This window comes from Paenibacillus pini JCM 16418 (assembly GCF_000576305.1).
Classification (GTDB): Bacteria; Bacillota; Bacilli; order Paenibacillales; family Paenibacillaceae; genus Paenibacillus_AQ; species Paenibacillus_AQ pini.
The window spans coordinates 12,163-29,635 of record NZ_BAVZ01000012.1 but is presented as its reverse complement, the minus strand read 5'-3'; the positions used below and the strand labels follow the sequence as shown (position 1 = coordinate 29,635).

The window sequence follows — 17,473 nt, the reverse complement described above, 5'->3', positions numbered from 1 at the left end:
ATGGATCATGATATATCTACATATTTGTGATAGATATAGTTCTTGGTGTCTCTACACCTATAAAAGAACGACATGATAGCATTTTCGATCCTCACCCCAAGAGGTTTTCGAAAATGCCTTTTATATGCTTTTTTTATGATTTATTTTTACCATATTGAGATTTTGAAGGGAGACTGCACCATGCCACAGCTCGTAACCAAACCGAATAACCGCCAGCTGGAATTCGATGAAGTCCGCCTATCCGTATATGCGGATCGTATTTTAGAAGGATTGGATATGCTAGATAAAGAACGCCTTCTTCGTGGAGTCCTAAGTAAACTTCGCCGTGAGGAAGTGACAGGAGAAGACATCAGCAGCGCATTCACCATGTCATCACTTGAGCTTGTAACTAAAGAGGAGCCCAATTGGAAATTTGCAGCTGCACGTTCCCTGCTCACAACCTTATATAAGAAAGCTGCCCATAATCGCCGCTACAAAGCATATTCAGACGAGCCTTACGGTGCACTCTATCCCCTCATTACCGAACTCGTACAAAAAGGGATATACCGTCAAGAACTACTCGATTTCTACACCAAAGAACAAGTTGAAGAGCTTGGCAAATGTATCGACTACCGCCATGATCTACTTTTTGATTATATCGGCCTTCTGACCTTGTCAGACCGCTACCTTGCTAACGATTTCGAAGGTCGTGTGATGGAACTTCCTCAGGAACGTTACATGATCATTGCGATGTTCCTGATGCACCGCGAGCCTGCCGAGAAGCGTCTCGATCTCGTAAAAGAAGCATACTGGGCTATGAGTAATATCTATATGACAGCAGCTACTCCCACCATGTCTAATGCGGGGAAAAAAGTTGCTGGACAGCTCTCTAGCTGTTTTATTGATACGGTCGACGATTCACTTGAAGGAATCTTTGATTCCAACACAGACGTTGCTCGCCTCAGTAAAATGGGCGGCGGTATCGGCGTATACCTCGGTAAAGTTCGTGCACGTGGATCAGACATCCGCGGTCACAAAAATACCAGCTCAGGCGTTATCCCTTGGATCCGTCAGTTGAACAACACAGCAGTTAGCGTTGACCAATTAGGTACACGTAAGGGTGCAGTTGCGGTATACCTTGATGTATTCCACAAAGACATTCTTGCATTCCTCGATCTGAAGCTGAACAACGGCGACGAGCGTATGAGAGCGCATGACGTATTCCACGGTATTTGTATCCCTGACTTGTTCATGGAAGCAGTGGAATCACGCGGGGAATGGAGTCTCTTCTGTCCGCATGAAGTGAAGAAACTCATGAACTGGAAAGATGCTAACGGTCGTCCATTGGGTCTCGAGGATTTCTACGATGAAGCTAATGGACAAGGAACATTCCGTGATAAATATGCTGAAGCAGTAGCTCACCCAATCTTGTCCCGTATTACGGTTCAAGCGATTGATATTATGAAACGTGTGATGAAATCACAGCTTGAGACAGGTACGCCTTACATGTTCTACCGTGATACGGTGAACCGCGCCAATCCAAACAGCGCACATGGTATGGTCTATTCTTCTAACCTTTGTACTGAAATTATGCAGAACCAATCGGCAACCGTTATTGAGTCCGAAGAATTGGTTACCAAAGATGGTCAAACCCGTATTGTGATTTCTAAAGTTCCAGGTGATTTCGTTGTCTGTAACCTAAATTCCATACATTTGGCTCGTGCTGTACCAGCGGATGTCCTTGAACGCCTTATACCGATTCAGGTACGTATGCTGGATAATGTTATTGATATTAACAACATTGAAGTGTTACAAGCACAATATACCAATAGCCAATATCGCGCTGTCGGCCTTGGCACCTTCGGGCTTCATCATTTGCTCGCACTCGAAGGCATTCGCTGGGAATCCGAAGAAGCCGTTACCTATAACGATAACCTGTATGAAAAAATCAACTACCTGCTCGTTCAAGCTAGCATGGAGCTGGCGAAGGAAAAAGGGCATTATGCCAAGTTCCAAGGATCTGACTGGGAAAGTGGGGCTTACTTCGAGAGCCGTGGTTATGTTGACGGTGAACATGAAGGTAAATATGTAACCACTGAGCAGTGGAAAGCACTTCAACAACAAGTACAAAGTAATGGAGTACGTAACGCATGGTTATTTGCTATTGCGCCAAACGGTTCAACTTCTATTATTGCCGGTTCTACGGCAAGTATTGATCCATTGTACGAACTTCTTTCTTATGAAGAAAAAACAACATATAAGATCGCTAATCCAGCACCAGACTTGTCGGAGAAGACGATTTGGTACTATAAAACTGCCTTTACGATTGATCAACACTGGTCCATTGATATGGCATCTGCGCGTCAGCGTCACGTTGACCAAGCCCAAAGCTTTAACCTGTATGTACGCCCAGATATCAAAGCAACGGAATTCCTGGAGCTTCACCTACATGCTTGGAAAGCTGGACTTAAATCGACATATTATGTGCGCAGCCGTGCTCTTACGATTGAAGAATGTGAATCTTGCGCAAGCTAAGCGACCCATTAGAAAATGGATCATACAATAGATTAACTGGAATAATAACCCCTCCTTTCTAGGAGGGGCAAATGCAAACACGTTTTTGGTAAGAAATTAAAAGGAGTGAAAGTCTGTGCAACTGCAAAAAATATTTAACACAGAAGCGCCTAACCAATCGACGCGGATTATTGAAGGTGAATGTTCAGGTATTCTGAACTGGAACGATATTCGTATGCCCCATATGTACAAATTGTATAAGGTTTTGCTGCTAAACCACTGGATCGCAGACGAAATCCCAATGTCGAAGGATGCGCAGCAGTTCGCTCAGCTTGAACCAGAAGAGCAGCGTACATTCAAAATTAACATCTCTTTGCTAGCTGTTCTGGATTCGATGCAAACGATGTTTGTAGGCGATGTGAAACGCTACTTTACCGATTCTTCGTTAGAGGCAATCTCCGCCATTATCGGACAACAAGAGGTTGTGCATAATCAGTCTTATTCATATGTCCTATCTTCGATCGTTTCAGATCAAGAGCAGAAAGAAATTTTTGAATATTGGAAAAATGATCCGGTTCTACTGGATCGTAACCGGTTTATCTCTGAGATTTATCAGGAGTTCCGCGATGAGCAGAACCCATCCACATTCTTCCGTGCACTGGTAGCCGATTTGATACTAGAAGGTATTTTCTTCTACAGCACCTTTGCGTTCTTCTATAACCTAGCCCGTGACCAAAAAATGATGGGAACTAGCCAAATGATTTCTTATATTCAGCGTGATGAGAACCAACACTGCTACTTCTTCGCTGAAGTGTTCAAGCAGCTTTTAGTTGACTTCCCTGAACTGAATACGAAAGAGAACATGGATTATGTCTACACAACGATCGATCGCGCAGTTCAATTAGAAACAAACTGGGCTCACTATACACTTAGCGAAACACCAAGCATCGATCTAAACGAATTAACCGATTATATTAAATATATCGCGAACAAACGTCTTAAACTAATGGGCATGGAAAAAGCTTACCAAGGTGTAGATTCCAACTGTATGCCTTGGATCAGACCTTTCTCCGATGATGCACTGAATGCTACGAAGACAGACTTCTTTGAAGCCAAGTCCCGTAACTATGGTAAAGTCGGCGATGACAACGGATTTGACGATTTGTAAGTTACTCTTAGCTAAATGAAGCTAAGTTATACTAGAAGCAGCAAAGCCCCTTATGGAGCTTTGCTGTTTTTTTGTTGATAGCCCTTTTCGTTTATGCTATAGTAATGCCCATAGAATTACACATCGAAATTACGCCCGTGACCAGCATCCAACTGTGAGGCGTTTGCGACCAGAGCTAGACCAGATATATTCTTATATCTGTCCATATATGCTCTCTAAGTTAACCGGCCTCCGACCGTTATCGCGGAACCAAAGAGGATCGAATTTGCCAAAAAGCAGGTTCGGTCAAGTTGGGTGGCACCGCGAGCAGACGCTCCTCGTCCCAAAGGATGAGGGCGTTTTTTGTATTTTTTTAAAGACAAAGGAGCGCGGTTAGGATGTTGGATATTCGGTATATAAGGGAAAATGCGGAGAGAATTCAAAGAACGGCAAAGCAGAAGAAGCTACATTTTAACGTGGAAGAACTTCTTGAGGTGGATACCTTCAGGAAAGATGTGCTGGTGCAAGTGGAATCGCGAAGGGCAGAACGTAACCGGCTCACACAGAATATTAAGGCTCTAATGAAACAAAATCATGCTGAACCAGTTGAACAGATTAAAGAACAAGTTAGGGAAATCAATGAAGAACTTACGCGCCTTGAGGCTCAGCTGACACATTCTAATGCGAGATATGAGGAATTGATGCTGCTTGTTCCTAATATCGTCTCTGTGGATACTCCCATTGGAGAAGATGATACGGACAATGTAGAAATTCGTTGTTGGGGCGAGCCTCCTGTTTTTGATTTTGAAGCCCGCGATCACGTGACGTTAGGCGAAATACATGACCTCATTGATATTCCACGTGGTGTAAAGACTGCTGGAAGTCGCAATTATTTTCTCAAAGGCGCTGCACTCTATCTTCATCTTGCCGTGCAGCGACTAGCCTTGGACGTACTGACTGCTCATGGTTTTACACCGATGGATGTGCCGGTTATGGTGCGGCCGGAATCTCTGAAACGAACGGGTTTCTTCCCAGGTGGAGAGGATCAGACCTATGAGCTCACAGGCGAAGATAAGTGGCTGGTTGGTACCTCTGAGGTATCCCTCGTCTCTTATTATAGTGATGAGATTATCGACGTCACCCAGCCTATAAAGCTTGCTGGAATGTCTTCATGCTACCGCCGTGAGATCGGGTCGGCAGGTCGTGATGTACGGGGGCTATACCGAGTTCATCAGTTTGCTAAAGTGGAACAAGTCGTCCTTTGTGAGAATAACCCTGAGGTATCGGAAGCTATGCTACAGAAGATGACGAGGTACGCTGAGGAGATTTTGCAGCTGCTAGAGCTGCCTTACCGTGTTGTCGCGGTGTGCACTGGAGATATGTCGCAGAAAACGCATAAGCAGTATGATATTGAGACTTGGATGCCAAGTCGTCAGGCCTATGGCGAAACCCATTCGTCGTCTAATCTGCATGACTTTCAAGCGCGACGCTCGAACATTCGTTATCGGGATCAGGATGGCAAGCTTCAGTACTGCCACAGTCTGAACAACACAGCAGTCGCTTCGCCTCGCATTCTGATTCCACTTCTGGAAAACCATCAGCAGGCTGACGGAACGATTGAGATTCCGGCTGCACTGCGCCCATATATGAATGGTATTGAGAAACTCGTGCCCCCTTCCAATGCACAGAAGGAATCAAACACATTCTTGACCTAGAACGGGATGATGAATTTACAGGCAGCTTAGATAGAAAAGAAGAGCTGTTCAAAGTATGGAACACCCTTAACATTCCACGCAAGAAATAATAAAAGGACTGAAGAACTCCGCGTATGAGGTCTTCAGTCCTTTTGAATTGATGTTCTTTTCGGTTTATCAGGATTTAAGGTTATTGCGAATCTCACGCATCTTCGCCCGCTCCTGCTTACGATGATATCCAAGGAGCTCATATTGATTCATGATGATAACGATGCTAGAGGCAAACAACAAGCTAATTCCTACCAGCATGCTCAAGCTATCATTTTCTCCAACCAACATGTGCATGAAGAAAAATGAAGTTACAAATGCGATAGTTGCCACGATCCATCTACCCATACATGATCCCCTCTTTTCACATGATTGACTGTATTTAATCAATTTCGCTTGAACCGATAACAAATTCATTAACACTTTCATGGTGTTCTGCTTATGCTGTAGTAATCTATTTAACGGCAAGGAGCGAGCATCTATGAAGTTAGACAGATATCGAGTCATTCAATCACGCTTACAGACAGGTCAATATGCTTTGAATAAACTCGCTAGTGGTGGAATTATCTTCACCCTACTTACCATACTTTCCTTGCGAACACCTTGGGATACAACGATATGGGCGATAGACCAGAGTGATGATTCGTCCATTCCTATACAGTACTGGGTCTATGGCTATGCATGATTGCTGCGATTGCAGCTGACGGAATACTTGCACTATTACCTGCGTTAAGTAACATGAAACAGGCCTCTTTATATGCTGCCGCCGGCTTTATTTCGTATTATAGCATCTATGCTGCGAGTGATCAGCGTTGGTTAGAAGCAGTGGCTGGGGCATGTATGGTTTTGCTATTTTACGCTGGTAAACGAACCTTCTCCAATGAATCACTAATGACACTCTTCTGCGCAGTGGTGTTGCCCCTGCTTTGCTGGAGTTTGTTATGACGGATGAAAATAAAGATTGTTCCAAAAATGAATGCGTACGATTATTACGATGAATTGATGGGATATGATTATTTCGTGATTGATACTTTTACTTACAACGCTTCAATGATATCTCCTGCCGCAAGCGATGACGGATGGCCGCGATGCGCAGCTGCGGCATCTCCGGCTAGGCCATGCAAGTAGACGCCAAATGTTGCGGCCTGTATACCGCTATGACCTTGGGCGAGCAGACCGGCGATGATACCGGTCAGAACATCCCCAGCACCACCAGTTGCCATGCCCGGGTGGCCCGTCATGTTGACATAGGCGCTGCCATCCGGGGCGGCAATGACCGTTCGTGCTCCTTTGAGCACGAGTGTGACACGATGGGAAGAAGCATATGAAATGGCGAGGCCCATGCGGTCACGCTCTACCTCTTGCGTAGACAACCCCGCAAGCCGGGCCATTTCGCCCGGATGGGGTGTCAGCACAGTGTCGGCTGCCCTTGACTTCCACGAAGTGAAGTCTCCTGCGGCAGCTAACATGTTGAGCGCATCTGCGTCCACGACCAGTGGACATGCCGCGTCTTCCCAGAGGCGCTGAATCCAGCGGCCGTCGCCCACAAAACGGCCGAGGCCAGGCCCGACAGCCAGCACGTCGCGGCTGGCTGCCAGTTGCAGCAGCTGCTCTGCGGATGCTGCGTCCCAGTCTGCTGCCGCGGCTGCGGCAAGCATCACTTCTGGCGCTGCCCCCATCATATGCGGCAGCACATTACCCGGCAGCGCCCAGGTTACGAGGCCGCTGCCCGCGCGCAGTGCCGCCCGTGAAGCGAGCAGGCCAGCGCCGCTCATGGGATAGCTGCCCGCCGCCAGCAGCACGTGACCATACGTGCCCTTGTGACCATTCGGGTCACGACGGCGCGTAGGGTCCACATGCAGGCGGCTGCGCAGCACATTCTCCGTGAGCAGATGGCAGATGCCCTGCTCACCCGCGCAGCGATCGGCCGGAATGCCGATCGAGCGCACCACGAGTTCCCCGGCTGCACCTGCGCCGGGGAACTGCACAAGGCCTCGCTTCAGAAAAGCGAGGCACACCGTAACACGCGCCGCGATGCATGGCGCGTACATCTCACCTGTGTCGGCGTTAAGACCGCTAGGAATATCCGCCGACACAATAGGTCTGCCGCTGTCATTCGCAGCGGCAATCACCTCTGCATAAGCTGCGCGCGGTGCCCCTAACGCGCCTGTTCCCAGCAGAGCATCCAAGATGCCTGTATATGATTCATAATCGACCTGATCTACGCCGTATACGAGCCTCGGAATGCCAAGCGCAGCTGCAGCATCTCGCTGAATTGCTGCTTCACCTTGCAAAGTATGCGGCGACTCCGCATACATGATCGTGACACCTAGCCCCGCTTCACGTAAGTATCGAGCAGCGACAAGCCCATCGCCTCCATTGTTACCCTTGCCCACTAGAATCAGCCAATGTTCCTGATCAACATTGGGTAATTCAAACATGCGATCCAATCTCACTCTTGAACTCAGTACATGATTATCGGTCAGCTTTCCATTGGTGTCATGACTGTGTTCTAGTCGTCGATTCTGGCAGAAACGGATGATCTCTTCCGCGATTGCCTTACCGGCGCTCTCCATGAGTGCCAACGCTGGAATACCAATATCCTGTATCGTATAACGATCGAGTTCTCTCATTTGAGCTGAAGTCACGATGTACATAGGCTAGGCTCACACTCCTTACATTAGACTTTGTCTATCACAGATCGCTCTATTCATAATGGATAGCAGCGTTAAGTAAATCCTAACTCATTAGTAAACACAGGACGAGATAACATTTCTCTTCCTTAATTAGGATATATTAATAAGCCACCGTAAACCGCGTACCGACGAAGTAAGGATCATCCATTTCATCGATTAATGCCACAGCGTAATCCTCAACTGTAATCCGGCTGTTACCCGCCTCATCTGTTATCAGTTTGTCCATTCCAATTCGGAATTGCCCTGTACGACGTCCTGGCTCCATTTCAGCTGCTGGACTACAATAAGTCCATTCTAAATCCGATTGTCTAAATACCTCATATGCTTCCGCATGCGCTACAGCGAGTGGCCGAAGCTCTGCCGGAAATTCTGCAGTATCCAGCAGCCTTACACCTGGCTCCACCTCTAAACTACCTGCACCGCCGACAATAAGCAGGCGACTTACTTCTGCACGTCTTAATCCTTCGACTAAAGAACGGGCCACTTCAACCAATTCTTCCTCTTTGCCGAAGACGGGACCATAGGCTGTAATGACAGCTTCCTTTCCTTTTACTACTTCAGCAACGAAATCCGAACTCAGAATATCGCCTTGCTTCAGTTCAAGGTTCTCATGTGTCCCTTTCATACGTTCAGGATCTCTTACGACAGCTGTCACATGATGATTTCGTTTCAAAGCTTCCTGCACCAGACTAAATCCAACCGTTCCCGTTGCACCAAAAATAACAATATTCATTAAAAGTCACTCTTTTCTTATGGAATACCTGCTGTGAGTTGTATGAGGTCTCATTAAAAATACATTCCTTTATTGTAACTCAACATATCGAGATTGTAACTCAGCATATCGAGATTGTAACTCAGCATACCGACCTCTACTACTACGCTAAATTCTTCATAACCTCTACTACCTACAAACGACCCTTACAACCACCCCATACATCTTACCTTTGCCCTCTATCCTAGCCGTTGGTTCTCCAATTTATGCTCAAGAACATATAACCCTCTTCCTTGTTGCCATTCAACATACGCAAGTTTTGATGGATTAGGATGCCCCTTCTCCCTAAGCATAGCAAGAAGCCAATCCTGTCCCTTGCCCAATCTTTGAAGCGTGTCTTCATTGATTACGCCATCCTCCAGCAGACTATAAGTCATGCCAAGATCGTCTCCCTTAATATTGAGGTCTCCCTTCTGCAACGAATCATAATCTGAATTCTTCATCACACTAAGCGTTCCATTCGTTTCAAAAATAGCATAAGCAACCTCACGAACGGAAAAGATATCTTTTTGACGCAGCATCATTAACAATTGTTCAAAATCCAGCCGATTATCTTTCATTTCTTTCACATCTATTTTTCCATTTCGTATTAAAATGGATGGAGTTCCTTCCAGAGGTCCACGAGACTTCTTTGCATATTGAGTTATTTTCTCAAACGCATAGGATAGCGCAAACCAAATGACCAATGAAAACAACAATTCTATTATGGAAACATCTTTCTGATAAATGGTGTTACCTACAATTTCACTGAGCATCATAGAGGATACAAAATCAAACGGTGTAAGCTGCGAAATTTCTTTCTTACCCAGTACTCGTGTCATAATCCACAATCCGAGGAAACCTGCAATTAATTTCACAGCAACCATACCGAAATCCATCTTAAAGCCTCCCTAAGCACATTTTATCGATATTACTTACCCAACGGGCTACATAAATGAATAGTTCATCCGTTAATATCTAAAGGAATTAGGGTATTTTATTTAGATGGGTGTATGTAAAGGAGTTGACTAAAGCATGATTACGGAATACATCATTCGATTAGCGGTGGCTGGACTGCTTGGAGCTGTCATCGGACTGGAGCGTGAGTTAAGAGCTAAAGAGGCTGGACTGCGGACACATTTCCTCGTCGCAGTTGGAAGTGCGCTGATCATGCTCGTCTCACAATATGGCTTCTCCGAAGTCATCAATCATGAGCATATTGCTCTCGACCCTAGCCGAATTGCTGCACAGGCGGTCAGTGGTATCGGTTTCCTCGGCGCAGGAATGATTATTATTGAACGCAAAATGGTCCGTGGACTTACCACCGCAGCAGGGGTTTGGGCGACGTCCGGCATTGGTCTGACGATAGGATCAGGCATGTATGCCGCGGGCATAAGTGCCACCATTCTTGTACTTATAGGACTGGAGTTACTGAGTATGGTTTTTAAGACAGGCAGAGCTGTGAAACTATCCTTCGATCTGGACTCTCATGAATCTGTTGAGCCACTGCTCAAAGTGTTATCCACCAAGCATATCGCAGTCTTGTCCTATGAAATGGAGCATAACCCCCAATTTCCCGAAAAATACATTCTAAGCATTGAAGGTAAAGCCAGACACAATGGCTCATTACACGAGTTACTACAGGATATGCCGACGCTTCCTCCGATTTTATCTGCCAAAATGGAATAAGTACGGTGATAAAATCTTGTATTCCCTCACATGATATGCAATAGTGAAGTAAGAAAGATAAAGGAGGGATCCCCGTTTGTCCCTTGCGGAATTGTATATCCAACCATTCTCAGTAGCAGAATGGATTCATATTGATGGGTTCACCGATGCTGGTGTTAACCTAATCGCTGCCGGACTTGCCGTGATTGTGTTCCTTTGGCTGTATATTCGTACCGCACGTTCTTTCCGTTCGGCCGCATCAGCGCGGCTCGAACGGCTTCAGTCAACACTTGCGCTATATTGCCGTGCAGCTGGGCTTTTGCGTGAAGAGGCTGACGATGTTTCAGATGCTGTTATTTTACTACTTGAAGAATGTAAAGCTGCTCCGCTCATGACGACCGAACTCCTTGAATTGATTGATGCCTATTTACAGGAACGCGATCGATCTCGCCTCCATCAATTACAGCGGGCATTGGACCGTGAAATTAACCATCGTATTCATGAACAAGCTACAATTATTCGTACGCTCGATAGCCCGGGATGGGGTATTAGCTTCTGGAAGATGCTCAAACCAGCTATTCCCTTTGCAGCCTTAGCTGCACTGCTATTATGGAGTATTCAGCTCTACGATGGGCTGCATGAGCCTACGACAGTTATGGCATCATCCTTGTGGACAAGTATAGCGTTATGGTCACGTTATATTTCTAGTTTGGCTGCGACACTCTCGTTATACCTCGTTATTATGGAGACACGCAGAGGTGAATCTAGAGTAATATATCAAACGCTCTCTCTTCTGATCTCAGCCGTCGCCTTGCTTCATTTCATCGGATTAAGCTTCTCACCCTATATACTTATATTGCAGCTTATCCTATTCCTGTGTGGATTTAGCCTTACCCGCAAACGTTCAAGACGTGAGCGTCCATACCCCGGTCATGAAGATTTTTTGGAATAACCCTTCTTACAGATTGAACACAAATTATTGTCTTACATAAGCTATACTGGCTAGCAACCACAAAAAACCCCGCTAAACATATGATGGACTTCCCTTTTCGGAAGCTCTCATGCGTTTAGCGGGGTTATTAGTTATGAGTCAAGTTTATCTGTAACTAGATTCACGGCTGGATCTTGGCTCGGCCTTAGCGACTGTTCCTGGTTTGATTACATTGGAGGTATTCTCAAAGCGTTTCCGCTCTGTACGCTCCATTTGTACGATTTGTCCTTCATGCACCACGATATGAAGTGAACCGAATTCCATATCGTTTAATTGCCCGGCAATCCGTTCTAACCATACCTCATCCACTTTAAGGGGTTTTGCCATCCTGCCGCCTCCTTCTTACTTCGAATCATACGTTGTCAGATTTCAAAATGAGTTTAAACGTTGATCACCTTAGTTACCTTATTAGAATGAATATTCAATTTCATTATCCATCCTTTTCCAACCTATTTACTATGTTTTATACATTACCACGGCTACAAAACTGCTGTCAATGTGCATTTTTACGTGTAAACCAACTTTTTAGAATCAGTGTCACTAATGCCAATAGAAGAAGTAGCGAGGCGACTGCGAACGATGCTGAAAATTGATATTCGTTATATAAAATTTCGACATGTAACGGCAGCGTATTCGTCTCTCCTCGGATATGACCGGATACGACCGAGACGGCGCCAAACTCCCCCATTGCACGAGCATTACACAGAATAATTCCATATAATAGACCCCAGCGGATGTTTGGCAACGTAACTCTCGTAAAGATATACCAACCACGTGCACCGAGTGTAACAGCCGCCTCTTCCTCTTGTTGCCCTTGTTCTTCCATGAGTGGAATCAGCTCTCTAGCCACAAAAGGAAATGTAACAAATAAGGTTGCAAGTACAATACCCGGAACTGCATAAATAATTTTGATGTCATGGTCGCCAAGCCAAGATCCAAACCAGCCATTTGCCCCAAAAACGAGCACATAGATTAGACCGCCAATAACCGGTGAAACCGCAAAAGGTAAATCAATCAGTGTAATCAATATCCCTTTACCGCGAAAATTAAACTTCGTCACCGCCCAAGCAGCTGCCACTCCGAATATCGTGTTTAGGGGTACCGTAATAACAGCAACGAGTAACGTTAACTTTAGCGCGGACAAGGCATCCGGATCTGATAATGCCGCAATATATACATCCCAGCCTTTTTCAATGCCTCAGTTAATACAATCGTTAAAGGCAATACAATCAGCCACAACAGTACCAGTCCAGCAGCAACAATAAGAAACCACTTTACAAAGCTTGATTCTGTCGCTGCCGGTGATACCGGCGATTTCGTGCGCGCCGCAGCCATAGGAACAGTACCTGCCATATTCTCTCCTCCTTAATCCATATCGATATGAATAATTTGCTTATTGCATCATTTCCAAGCCATGGTTACCGAGCCGAACGACGTGTCCAGCGCTGCAAGGAGTTAATGAACAGCAAGAGTAAGAAGGAAATCAATAGCAATAGTAATGCCACAGCTGTGGCTCCAGCATAATCATACTGCTCCAGCTTCGACATAATCAGTAACGGAGCAATTTCTGTCTTCATGGGCATATTTCCCGAGATAAATACCACCGAGCCGTATTCCCCAATTCCACGTGCAAAGGCAAGTGCAAAGCCTGTAAGTAGTGGTGGTATCAAATCGGGTAAAATAATGGACCAAAAAGTTCGAAACCGCCCCGCCCCGAGTGTTGCTGCAGCTTCCTCCGCATCCGGCTGTACATCTTGTAAAACCGGCTGCACGGTGCGAACCACAAATGGAATACCGATAAACATCAGCGCGATTGTAATGCCAAGCTGTGTGAAGGCTACCTTAATGCCAAGTGGCTCGAGAAATGAACCTACCCAGCCGTTTCCAGCGTAGAGTGCGGTTAAAGCTACACCAGCGACTGCCGTCGGAAGGGCAAATGGAAGATCAATCAGCGCATCAAACAATCTTTTACCTGGAAATTCATAGCGAACCAGAACCCAAGCCAGCAGCAATCCAAGAAGCGTATCAATCAGCGCCGCTACTGCAGAAGTTGTGAAGCTGATCCGGTAGGAGGTCAGCACCCTTGGATCCGTCGCAACATCCCAAAATTTATCCCAAGTTAACCCCGTTGAATTAAGAAGCAATGCAGATAAAGGCAGGAGAACAACCAGGCTTAAGTACAGCATACTGTAACCCATGGTTAGTCCGAAGCCGGGCAGAATGTTTCGCTGTACTGCCTTGACTTGACTCATGAATCTTCATCCTTTCATGGCCTTCGGTCATCTGTGGACCGATCAGCTACCCGGCGTGTAAATGCTATCGAATACGCCGCCATCTTTGAAATGCTTTGTTTGTGTTTCTTCCCATGTACCAAACACATCTTTAAGCGTAAACAGTTCTAGATCCTTGAACTGATCTTTAAACTTCGCTTTTACACTATCAAGTGTCGGACGGTAGAAGTTCTCTGCAGCAATGGTCTGACCCTCTTCAGAATACAAATACTTCAGATATCCCTCTGCTACCTCACGTGTGCCATGCTTATCTACAACTTTATCGACAACGGCTACTGGGGGCTCAGCCAAAATACTCACCGAAGGATATACAATATCAAATTTATCAGGACCCAATTCTTTTACAGATAGCAAAGCTTCATTCTCCCATGCAAGTAGTACATCACCAATGCCGCGTTCGACGAACGTAGTCGTTGCTCCACGAGCACCTGTATCCAATACGGGAACGTGTTTGTACAATTGTTGGACGAATTCCTTCGCTTTTGCCTCATCATTGTTATTCTTTTTCAGTGCATATCCCCATGCTGCGAGATAGTTCCAACGCGCTCCACCTGAAGTCTTAGGATTTGGAGTGATCACCTTCACGTCACCCTCAATCAAATTGTTCCAATCTTGAATGTGCTTTGGATTTCCTTTACGCACTAGAAATACGATGGTTGAGCTATAAGGCGTGCTGTTGTGTTCAAACTTATTCTCCCATCCATCTTGAATCAGTCCCTTTTTACGTAAAGCATCGATGTCGTACCCAAGCGCAAGTGTCACAACATCAGCTTCTAGTCCATCAATGACGGAACGACTCTGTGCACCCGATCCCCCATGGGACTGTTTAATCGTAACTTTCTGGCCCTTTTCTTTCTCCCAATAGGCTGCAAAAGCCTTATTGTACTTGGCATACAACTCTCTCGTTGGATCATAGGAAACGTTAAGCAATTCGATGTCTTTGGCGGTACTGCTCGTTCCTTTCGTGGTTGAAGCATCTGCGGTAGAAGCTTCCTTTTTACTATTATTGTCTCCGCAAGCAGCCATCATGGCGGTCATCAGTAGTGTAAGTCCAATCAAGATCCCCTGTTTTACAACTCGTGTTTTCTGTACTCTACTCTTTACCATTCTTTCCACTCCCCATCGTTATTTACTGCCATTCAGTCCTTTTTCCATAAAAAAAGACGAAGAGACATCTACCACGACATCACAATGATCTTGAATGGCCCTTGTGGGAATTCAATTCGGATCTGCCTAGGTTCGATGTTCCTCCGTCTGTACGGCGAGAACTGATTTAATATTATTCCTACCCGATTAGTAAGATATAGTATTATTGTAAAGAGTGCCCTCTCTGCTGTCAAACCTTTTTTTATTTTTAATAATCATTTTATGTTTATAATGGGTTTTATTGGATATTGGGAGTTTTCCGTTATATAATTCTTATATTATTAGAGATTACATATGGGAGAATGGAGGTTTGGAATTGGAACTTGATACTACGGAAAATTCACTTCCCGTCTATGAGGCGTTAGCTAGCCAAGTACGGCTAAGGGTTATTCGGCTTCTTGCCAAACAGCAAATGAATATTCGCGAGCTTGCAGAAGCACTCAATCTAAGCAGTGCCATTATGACCATGCATATCAAAAAGCTGGAACGCGCTCACCTAATTACAACCCGTATGGCCCCCGGCAAAGGTGGTGTACAGAAAATTTGTTCATTATCCGCAGATAAAATCGAAATTATGATGCCCCAAACCCTCAACCATCAACGTAGCTTCCACTATACAGACATTGCTATTGGACATTTCACAGATTGTGATGTGACGCCCTCCTGTGGATTAGCTACCATTTCTCAAATGATTGGTGAGTTAGACGAGCCCCGATGCTTCTGGAGCCCCGAACGTGTGGAGGCTAAGATTCTGTGGTTCAATCAAGGCTTCTTGGAATATAAAGTTCCAAACTTCCTCCTCCCAAGTCAGCAGCCAGATGAACTGGAAATATCATTTGAAGCTCGCTCTGAAACCCCATTTACACAAGGACAGTGGCCCGCTGGACTAACCTTTTCATTAAATGATCATGAACTCGGTTCATGGACAAGCCCTAGCGATTGCGAGGGAAAACGGGGTAAATATACTCCCAATTGGTGGCCAAGCACGATTAATCAATATGGGACGCTCAAATCCCTCCGTATTTGCCGTGAAGGTACCTTTCTCGATGGCAATCGCATATCAAACGTTACACTGGACATGTTGTCCATCGAACAGAAGCAGTGGACATTCCGCATTTCCGTACCAGAGGATATTCGTCACAACGGTGGCCTAACGTTATTCGGTGCGGGATTCGGCAATTATAATCAGGATCTCTCCTTCAAGCTATATTACTCAACCCATGCCTATCCACTCTAGACTCTAATCTAGAGGGCTCTTATACGTAAATACGCACTCTTGATTAAACAAGAGTCGGCGTATTTGTCTTTCCCTAATCCACGTTCAAACCATTTATTTTCCCTGTCCTGTCGGACGAATACATACTGGTTTAGGAAGCTCAAGCGAGTACCCCGTTGGTGTTAAGCGGCCCGTGTCCGTATCCATACGTAAAGAAATGATATTGCTGCTGTTCTGATTAGCAGAGATCACATACCCAGGTTTCAGGATCGCGAAGTTCCGTGGATATGTTCCGCCAGATGTCGCCCAGTCCACCGGTGTCAACTGGCCTGTAGACAAATCGATGTGGAATAATACGATACTGTCATGTCCACGGTTGGAACCATATAGAAAGCGACCACAAGGCGAGACATGAATATCCGCGCAGTAGCTTTCACCGCTGTAGTCCTCTGGGAGCGCATCAACACTCTGGATCAGTTGTAGATCTCCAGCCAGTTCATTATAAGCAAATGCGATAATCTTGTTATCTAGCTCATTGATGGCATATGCCCACTTTTGAGTAGGATGGAACGCTAAATGACGAGGCCCTGCTCCCGGAGTAAACTTCACTTCACCCTTCGTACTTAGTTTACCGTCCTGCAAGCGATAGATTATGATCTGATCCAGACCAAGATCACATACAAATACATAGGCTCCAGATGCATCTGAATATATCGAATGTGGATGTGGCGCATCCTGCCGATCATCACGTATGCTGCGGCCGCTGTGTTTGACCATTGCCGTCATCTCTTCCAGTGCGCCATTACTGTCTACACTGAACACATTAATGTTGCCTCCAGAATAGTTAGATACAAGTACATTCTTACCATCCGGTGTAAGCGATACATAACATGGGTCTGCCCCTTCAGTAGACATCCGATTTAGAAGACTAAGCTCACCATTATTCGGGTCAATGGCATAAGCAAAGACTTCCCCCTCACCTTTTTCACTCACTGCATATAGACGATCTTCTGCCGCATTTAGAGCTAGAAATGAAGGGTTTTCGATTCCTGATGTGCTGCTCACGACCTTCAACTCACCGTTCTCTTCGTTGACTGAGCAAAGGAAGATTCCTGATTCTCCCTCGGGTGCATATGTCCCTGTGTAAAAGAAACTTTGATTCTCCGAATTCATAACTCATTCACTCCTTCTATGGTTGTAAAAATAAGTATATATCCTACTATAGTTCATTCTTTATTCTTTTACCCTATTTACCCCTTAAGTTAGACCATAATTATTGTAAATATAAAAAAAGTACCTTTCAGGCTCCTCTGGTGTAGAGAATTCCGACTG

At 45.4% G+C, this 17,473-nt stretch carries 16 protein-coding genes and 1 pseudogene; 8 read left to right on the top strand and 9 right to left on the bottom strand.

Going from position 1 to position 17,473, the window contains the following annotated elements:
• Window positions 1-180: 180 nt before the first annotated feature.
• The 3 genes from JCM16418_RS16190 to serS all read left to right on the top strand — a co-directional run bounded on the left by JCM16418_RS16190 (window position 181) and on the right by serS (window position 5,355).
• Complete coding sequence (locus JCM16418_RS16190) at window positions 181-2,514, top strand: ribonucleoside-diphosphate reductase subunit alpha (RefSeq protein ID WP_036650988.1); 2,334 nt, start codon at window positions 181-183, stop codon at window positions 2,512-2,514.
• A gap of 115 nt (window positions 2,515-2,629) precedes the next feature.
• Entirely contained in the window at window positions 2,630-3,661 is a 1,032-nt protein-coding gene (locus JCM16418_RS16185; protein ID WP_036650986.1) for a ribonucleotide-diphosphate reductase subunit beta, read from the top strand.
• 377 nt (window positions 3,662-4,038) lie between these two features.
• On the top strand, window positions 4,039-5,355 hold the full coding sequence (gene serS, locus JCM16418_RS16180; RefSeq protein ID WP_036650983.1) for a serine--tRNA ligase: 1,317 nt from the start codon (window positions 4,039-4,041) through the stop codon (window positions 5,353-5,355).
• 156 nt (window positions 5,356-5,511) lie between these two features.
• Here the strand turns inward: serS and JCM16418_RS16175 are convergent, their stop codons facing one another.
• A complete protein-coding gene (locus JCM16418_RS16175; protein WP_036650981.1) occupies window positions 5,512-5,730 on the bottom strand; it encodes a hypothetical protein in 219 nt (72 codons plus the stop codon).
• 133 nt (window positions 5,731-5,863) lie between these two features.
• Between JCM16418_RS16175 and JCM16418_RS23880 the strand changes: the two genes are divergently transcribed.
• Complete coding sequence (locus tag JCM16418_RS23880; RefSeq protein ID WP_052020412.1) at window positions 5,864-6,067, top strand: hypothetical protein; 204 nt, start codon at window positions 5,864-5,866, stop codon at window positions 6,065-6,067.
• Window positions 6,064-6,327, top strand: a complete 264-nt coding sequence (locus JCM16418_RS23875; protein ID WP_052020410.1) for a hypothetical protein — start codon at window positions 6,064-6,066, stop codon at window positions 6,325-6,327. The genes JCM16418_RS23880 and JCM16418_RS23875 overlap by 4 nt, the downstream gene beginning before the upstream one ends.
• Before the next feature lie 92 nt (window positions 6,328-6,419).
• Here the strand turns inward: JCM16418_RS23875 and JCM16418_RS16165 are convergent, their stop codons facing one another.
• The 3 genes from JCM16418_RS16165 to JCM16418_RS16155 form a co-directional block, all read right to left on the bottom strand.
• Window positions 6,420-8,039, bottom strand: coding sequence for a bifunctional ADP-dependent NAD(P)H-hydrate dehydratase/NAD(P)H-hydrate epimerase (locus tag JCM16418_RS16165; RefSeq protein WP_036650978.1), 1,620 nt, complete (start codon window positions 8,037-8,039; stop codon window positions 6,420-6,422).
• 139 nt (window positions 8,040-8,178) lie between these two features.
• Window positions 8,179-8,811, bottom strand: a complete 633-nt coding sequence (locus tag JCM16418_RS16160; protein WP_036650975.1) for an NAD(P)-dependent oxidoreductase — start codon at window positions 8,809-8,811, stop codon at window positions 8,179-8,181.
• Window positions 8,812-9,029: 218 nt separating this feature from the next.
• Window positions 9,030-9,728, bottom strand: coding sequence for a DUF421 domain-containing protein (locus JCM16418_RS16155; protein WP_036650974.1), 699 nt, complete (start codon window positions 9,726-9,728; stop codon window positions 9,030-9,032).
• A 136-nt stretch (window positions 9,729-9,864) separates the two neighbouring features.
• Here JCM16418_RS16155 and JCM16418_RS16150 point away from each other — a divergent pair, with 136 nt between their 5' ends.
• Window positions 9,865-10,518, top strand: a complete 654-nt coding sequence (locus JCM16418_RS16150) for an MgtC/SapB family protein (RefSeq protein WP_036650971.1) — start codon at window positions 9,865-9,867, stop codon at window positions 10,516-10,518.
• Between the two features lie 76 nt (window positions 10,519-10,594).
• The gene (locus JCM16418_RS16145) at window positions 10,595-11,449 is read left to right on the top strand and encodes a hypothetical protein (RefSeq protein WP_036650968.1); all 855 of its coding nucleotides are present in this window, start codon (window positions 10,595-10,597) and stop codon (window positions 11,447-11,449) included.
• A gap of 144 nt (window positions 11,450-11,593) precedes the next feature.
• Here JCM16418_RS16145 and JCM16418_RS16140 read toward each other — a convergent pair whose 3' ends face one another.
• The 4 genes and pseudogenes from JCM16418_RS16140 to JCM16418_RS16125 form a co-directional block, all read right to left on the bottom strand.
• Complete coding sequence (locus JCM16418_RS16140) at window positions 11,594-11,815, bottom strand: YezD family protein (RefSeq protein ID WP_036650966.1); 222 nt, start codon at window positions 11,813-11,815, stop codon at window positions 11,594-11,596.
• A 166-nt stretch (window positions 11,816-11,981) separates the two neighbouring features.
• A pseudogene (gene cysW / locus JCM16418_RS16135) lies at window positions 11,982-12,841 on the bottom strand (sulfate ABC transporter permease subunit CysW).
• A 65-nt stretch (window positions 12,842-12,906) separates the two neighbouring features.
• Window positions 12,907-13,740 (bottom strand): sulfate ABC transporter permease subunit CysT, encoded by an 834-nt coding sequence (gene cysT, locus JCM16418_RS16130; protein ID WP_036650965.1) that lies wholly within the window; start codon window positions 13,738-13,740, stop codon window positions 12,907-12,909.
• Window positions 13,741-13,782: 42 nt separating this feature from the next.
• A complete protein-coding gene (locus tag JCM16418_RS16125; protein ID WP_036650964.1) occupies window positions 13,783-14,886 on the bottom strand; it encodes a sulfate ABC transporter substrate-binding protein in 1,104 nt (367 codons plus the stop codon).
• Between the two features lie 355 nt (window positions 14,887-15,241).
• Between JCM16418_RS16125 and JCM16418_RS16120 the strand changes: the two genes are divergently transcribed.
• Window positions 15,242-16,162, top strand: a complete 921-nt coding sequence (locus JCM16418_RS16120) for an ArsR/SmtB family transcription factor (protein WP_036650962.1) — start codon at window positions 15,242-15,244, stop codon at window positions 16,160-16,162.
• A gap of 93 nt (window positions 16,163-16,255) precedes the next feature.
• On the opposite strand, the gene JCM16418_RS16115 is transcribed toward JCM16418_RS16120, so the two are convergent.
• Complete coding sequence (locus JCM16418_RS16115) at window positions 16,256-17,314, bottom strand: lactonase family protein (protein ID WP_036650960.1); 1,059 nt, start codon at window positions 17,312-17,314, stop codon at window positions 16,256-16,258.
• Window positions 17,315-17,473: the final 159 nt, after the last annotated feature.

Bases quoted from the DNA above. Each gene is read 5' to 3' on its own strand.
- JCM16418_RS16190 (WP_036650988.1), top strand. From the start codon at position 181: ATGCCACAGCTCGTAACCAAACCGAATAACCGCCAGCTGGAATTCGAT.
- JCM16418_RS16160 (WP_036650975.1), bottom strand. From the start codon at position 8,811: ATGAATATTGTTATTTTTGGTGCAACGGGAACGGTTGGATTTAGTCTG.
- cysT (WP_036650965.1), bottom strand. From the start codon at position 13,740: ATGAGTCAAGTCAAGGCAGTACAGCGAAACATTCTGCCCGGCTTCGGA.
- JCM16418_RS16175 (WP_036650981.1), bottom strand. From the start codon at position 5,730: ATGGGTAGATGGATCGTGGCAACTATCGCATTTGTAACTTCATTTTTC.
- JCM16418_RS16115 (WP_036650960.1), bottom strand. From the start codon at position 17,314: ATGAATTCGGAGAATCAAAGTTTCTTTTACACAGGGACATATGCACCC.
- JCM16418_RS16150 (WP_036650971.1), top strand. From the start codon at position 9,865: ATGATTACGGAATACATCATTCGATTAGCGGTGGCTGGACTGCTTGGA.
- JCM16418_RS23880 (WP_052020412.1), top strand. From the start codon at position 5,864: ATGAAGTTAGACAGATATCGAGTCATTCAATCACGCTTACAGACAGGT.
- serS (WP_036650983.1), top strand. From the start codon at position 4,039: ATGTTGGATATTCGGTATATAAGGGAAAATGCGGAGAGAATTCAAAGA.
- JCM16418_RS23875 (WP_052020410.1), top strand. From the start codon at position 6,064: ATGATTGCTGCGATTGCAGCTGACGGAATACTTGCACTATTACCTGCG.
- JCM16418_RS16125 (WP_036650964.1), bottom strand. From the start codon at position 14,886: ATGGTAAAGAGTAGAGTACAGAAAACACGAGTTGTAAAACAGGGGATC.
- JCM16418_RS16155 (WP_036650974.1), bottom strand. From the start codon at position 9,728: ATGGATTTCGGTATGGTTGCTGTGAAATTAATTGCAGGTTTCCTCGGA.
- JCM16418_RS16140 (WP_036650966.1), bottom strand. From the start codon at position 11,815: ATGGCAAAACCCCTTAAAGTGGATGAGGTATGGTTAGAACGGATTGCC.
- JCM16418_RS16165 (WP_036650978.1), bottom strand. From the start codon at position 8,039: ATGTACATCGTGACTTCAGCTCAAATGAGAGAACTCGATCGTTATACG.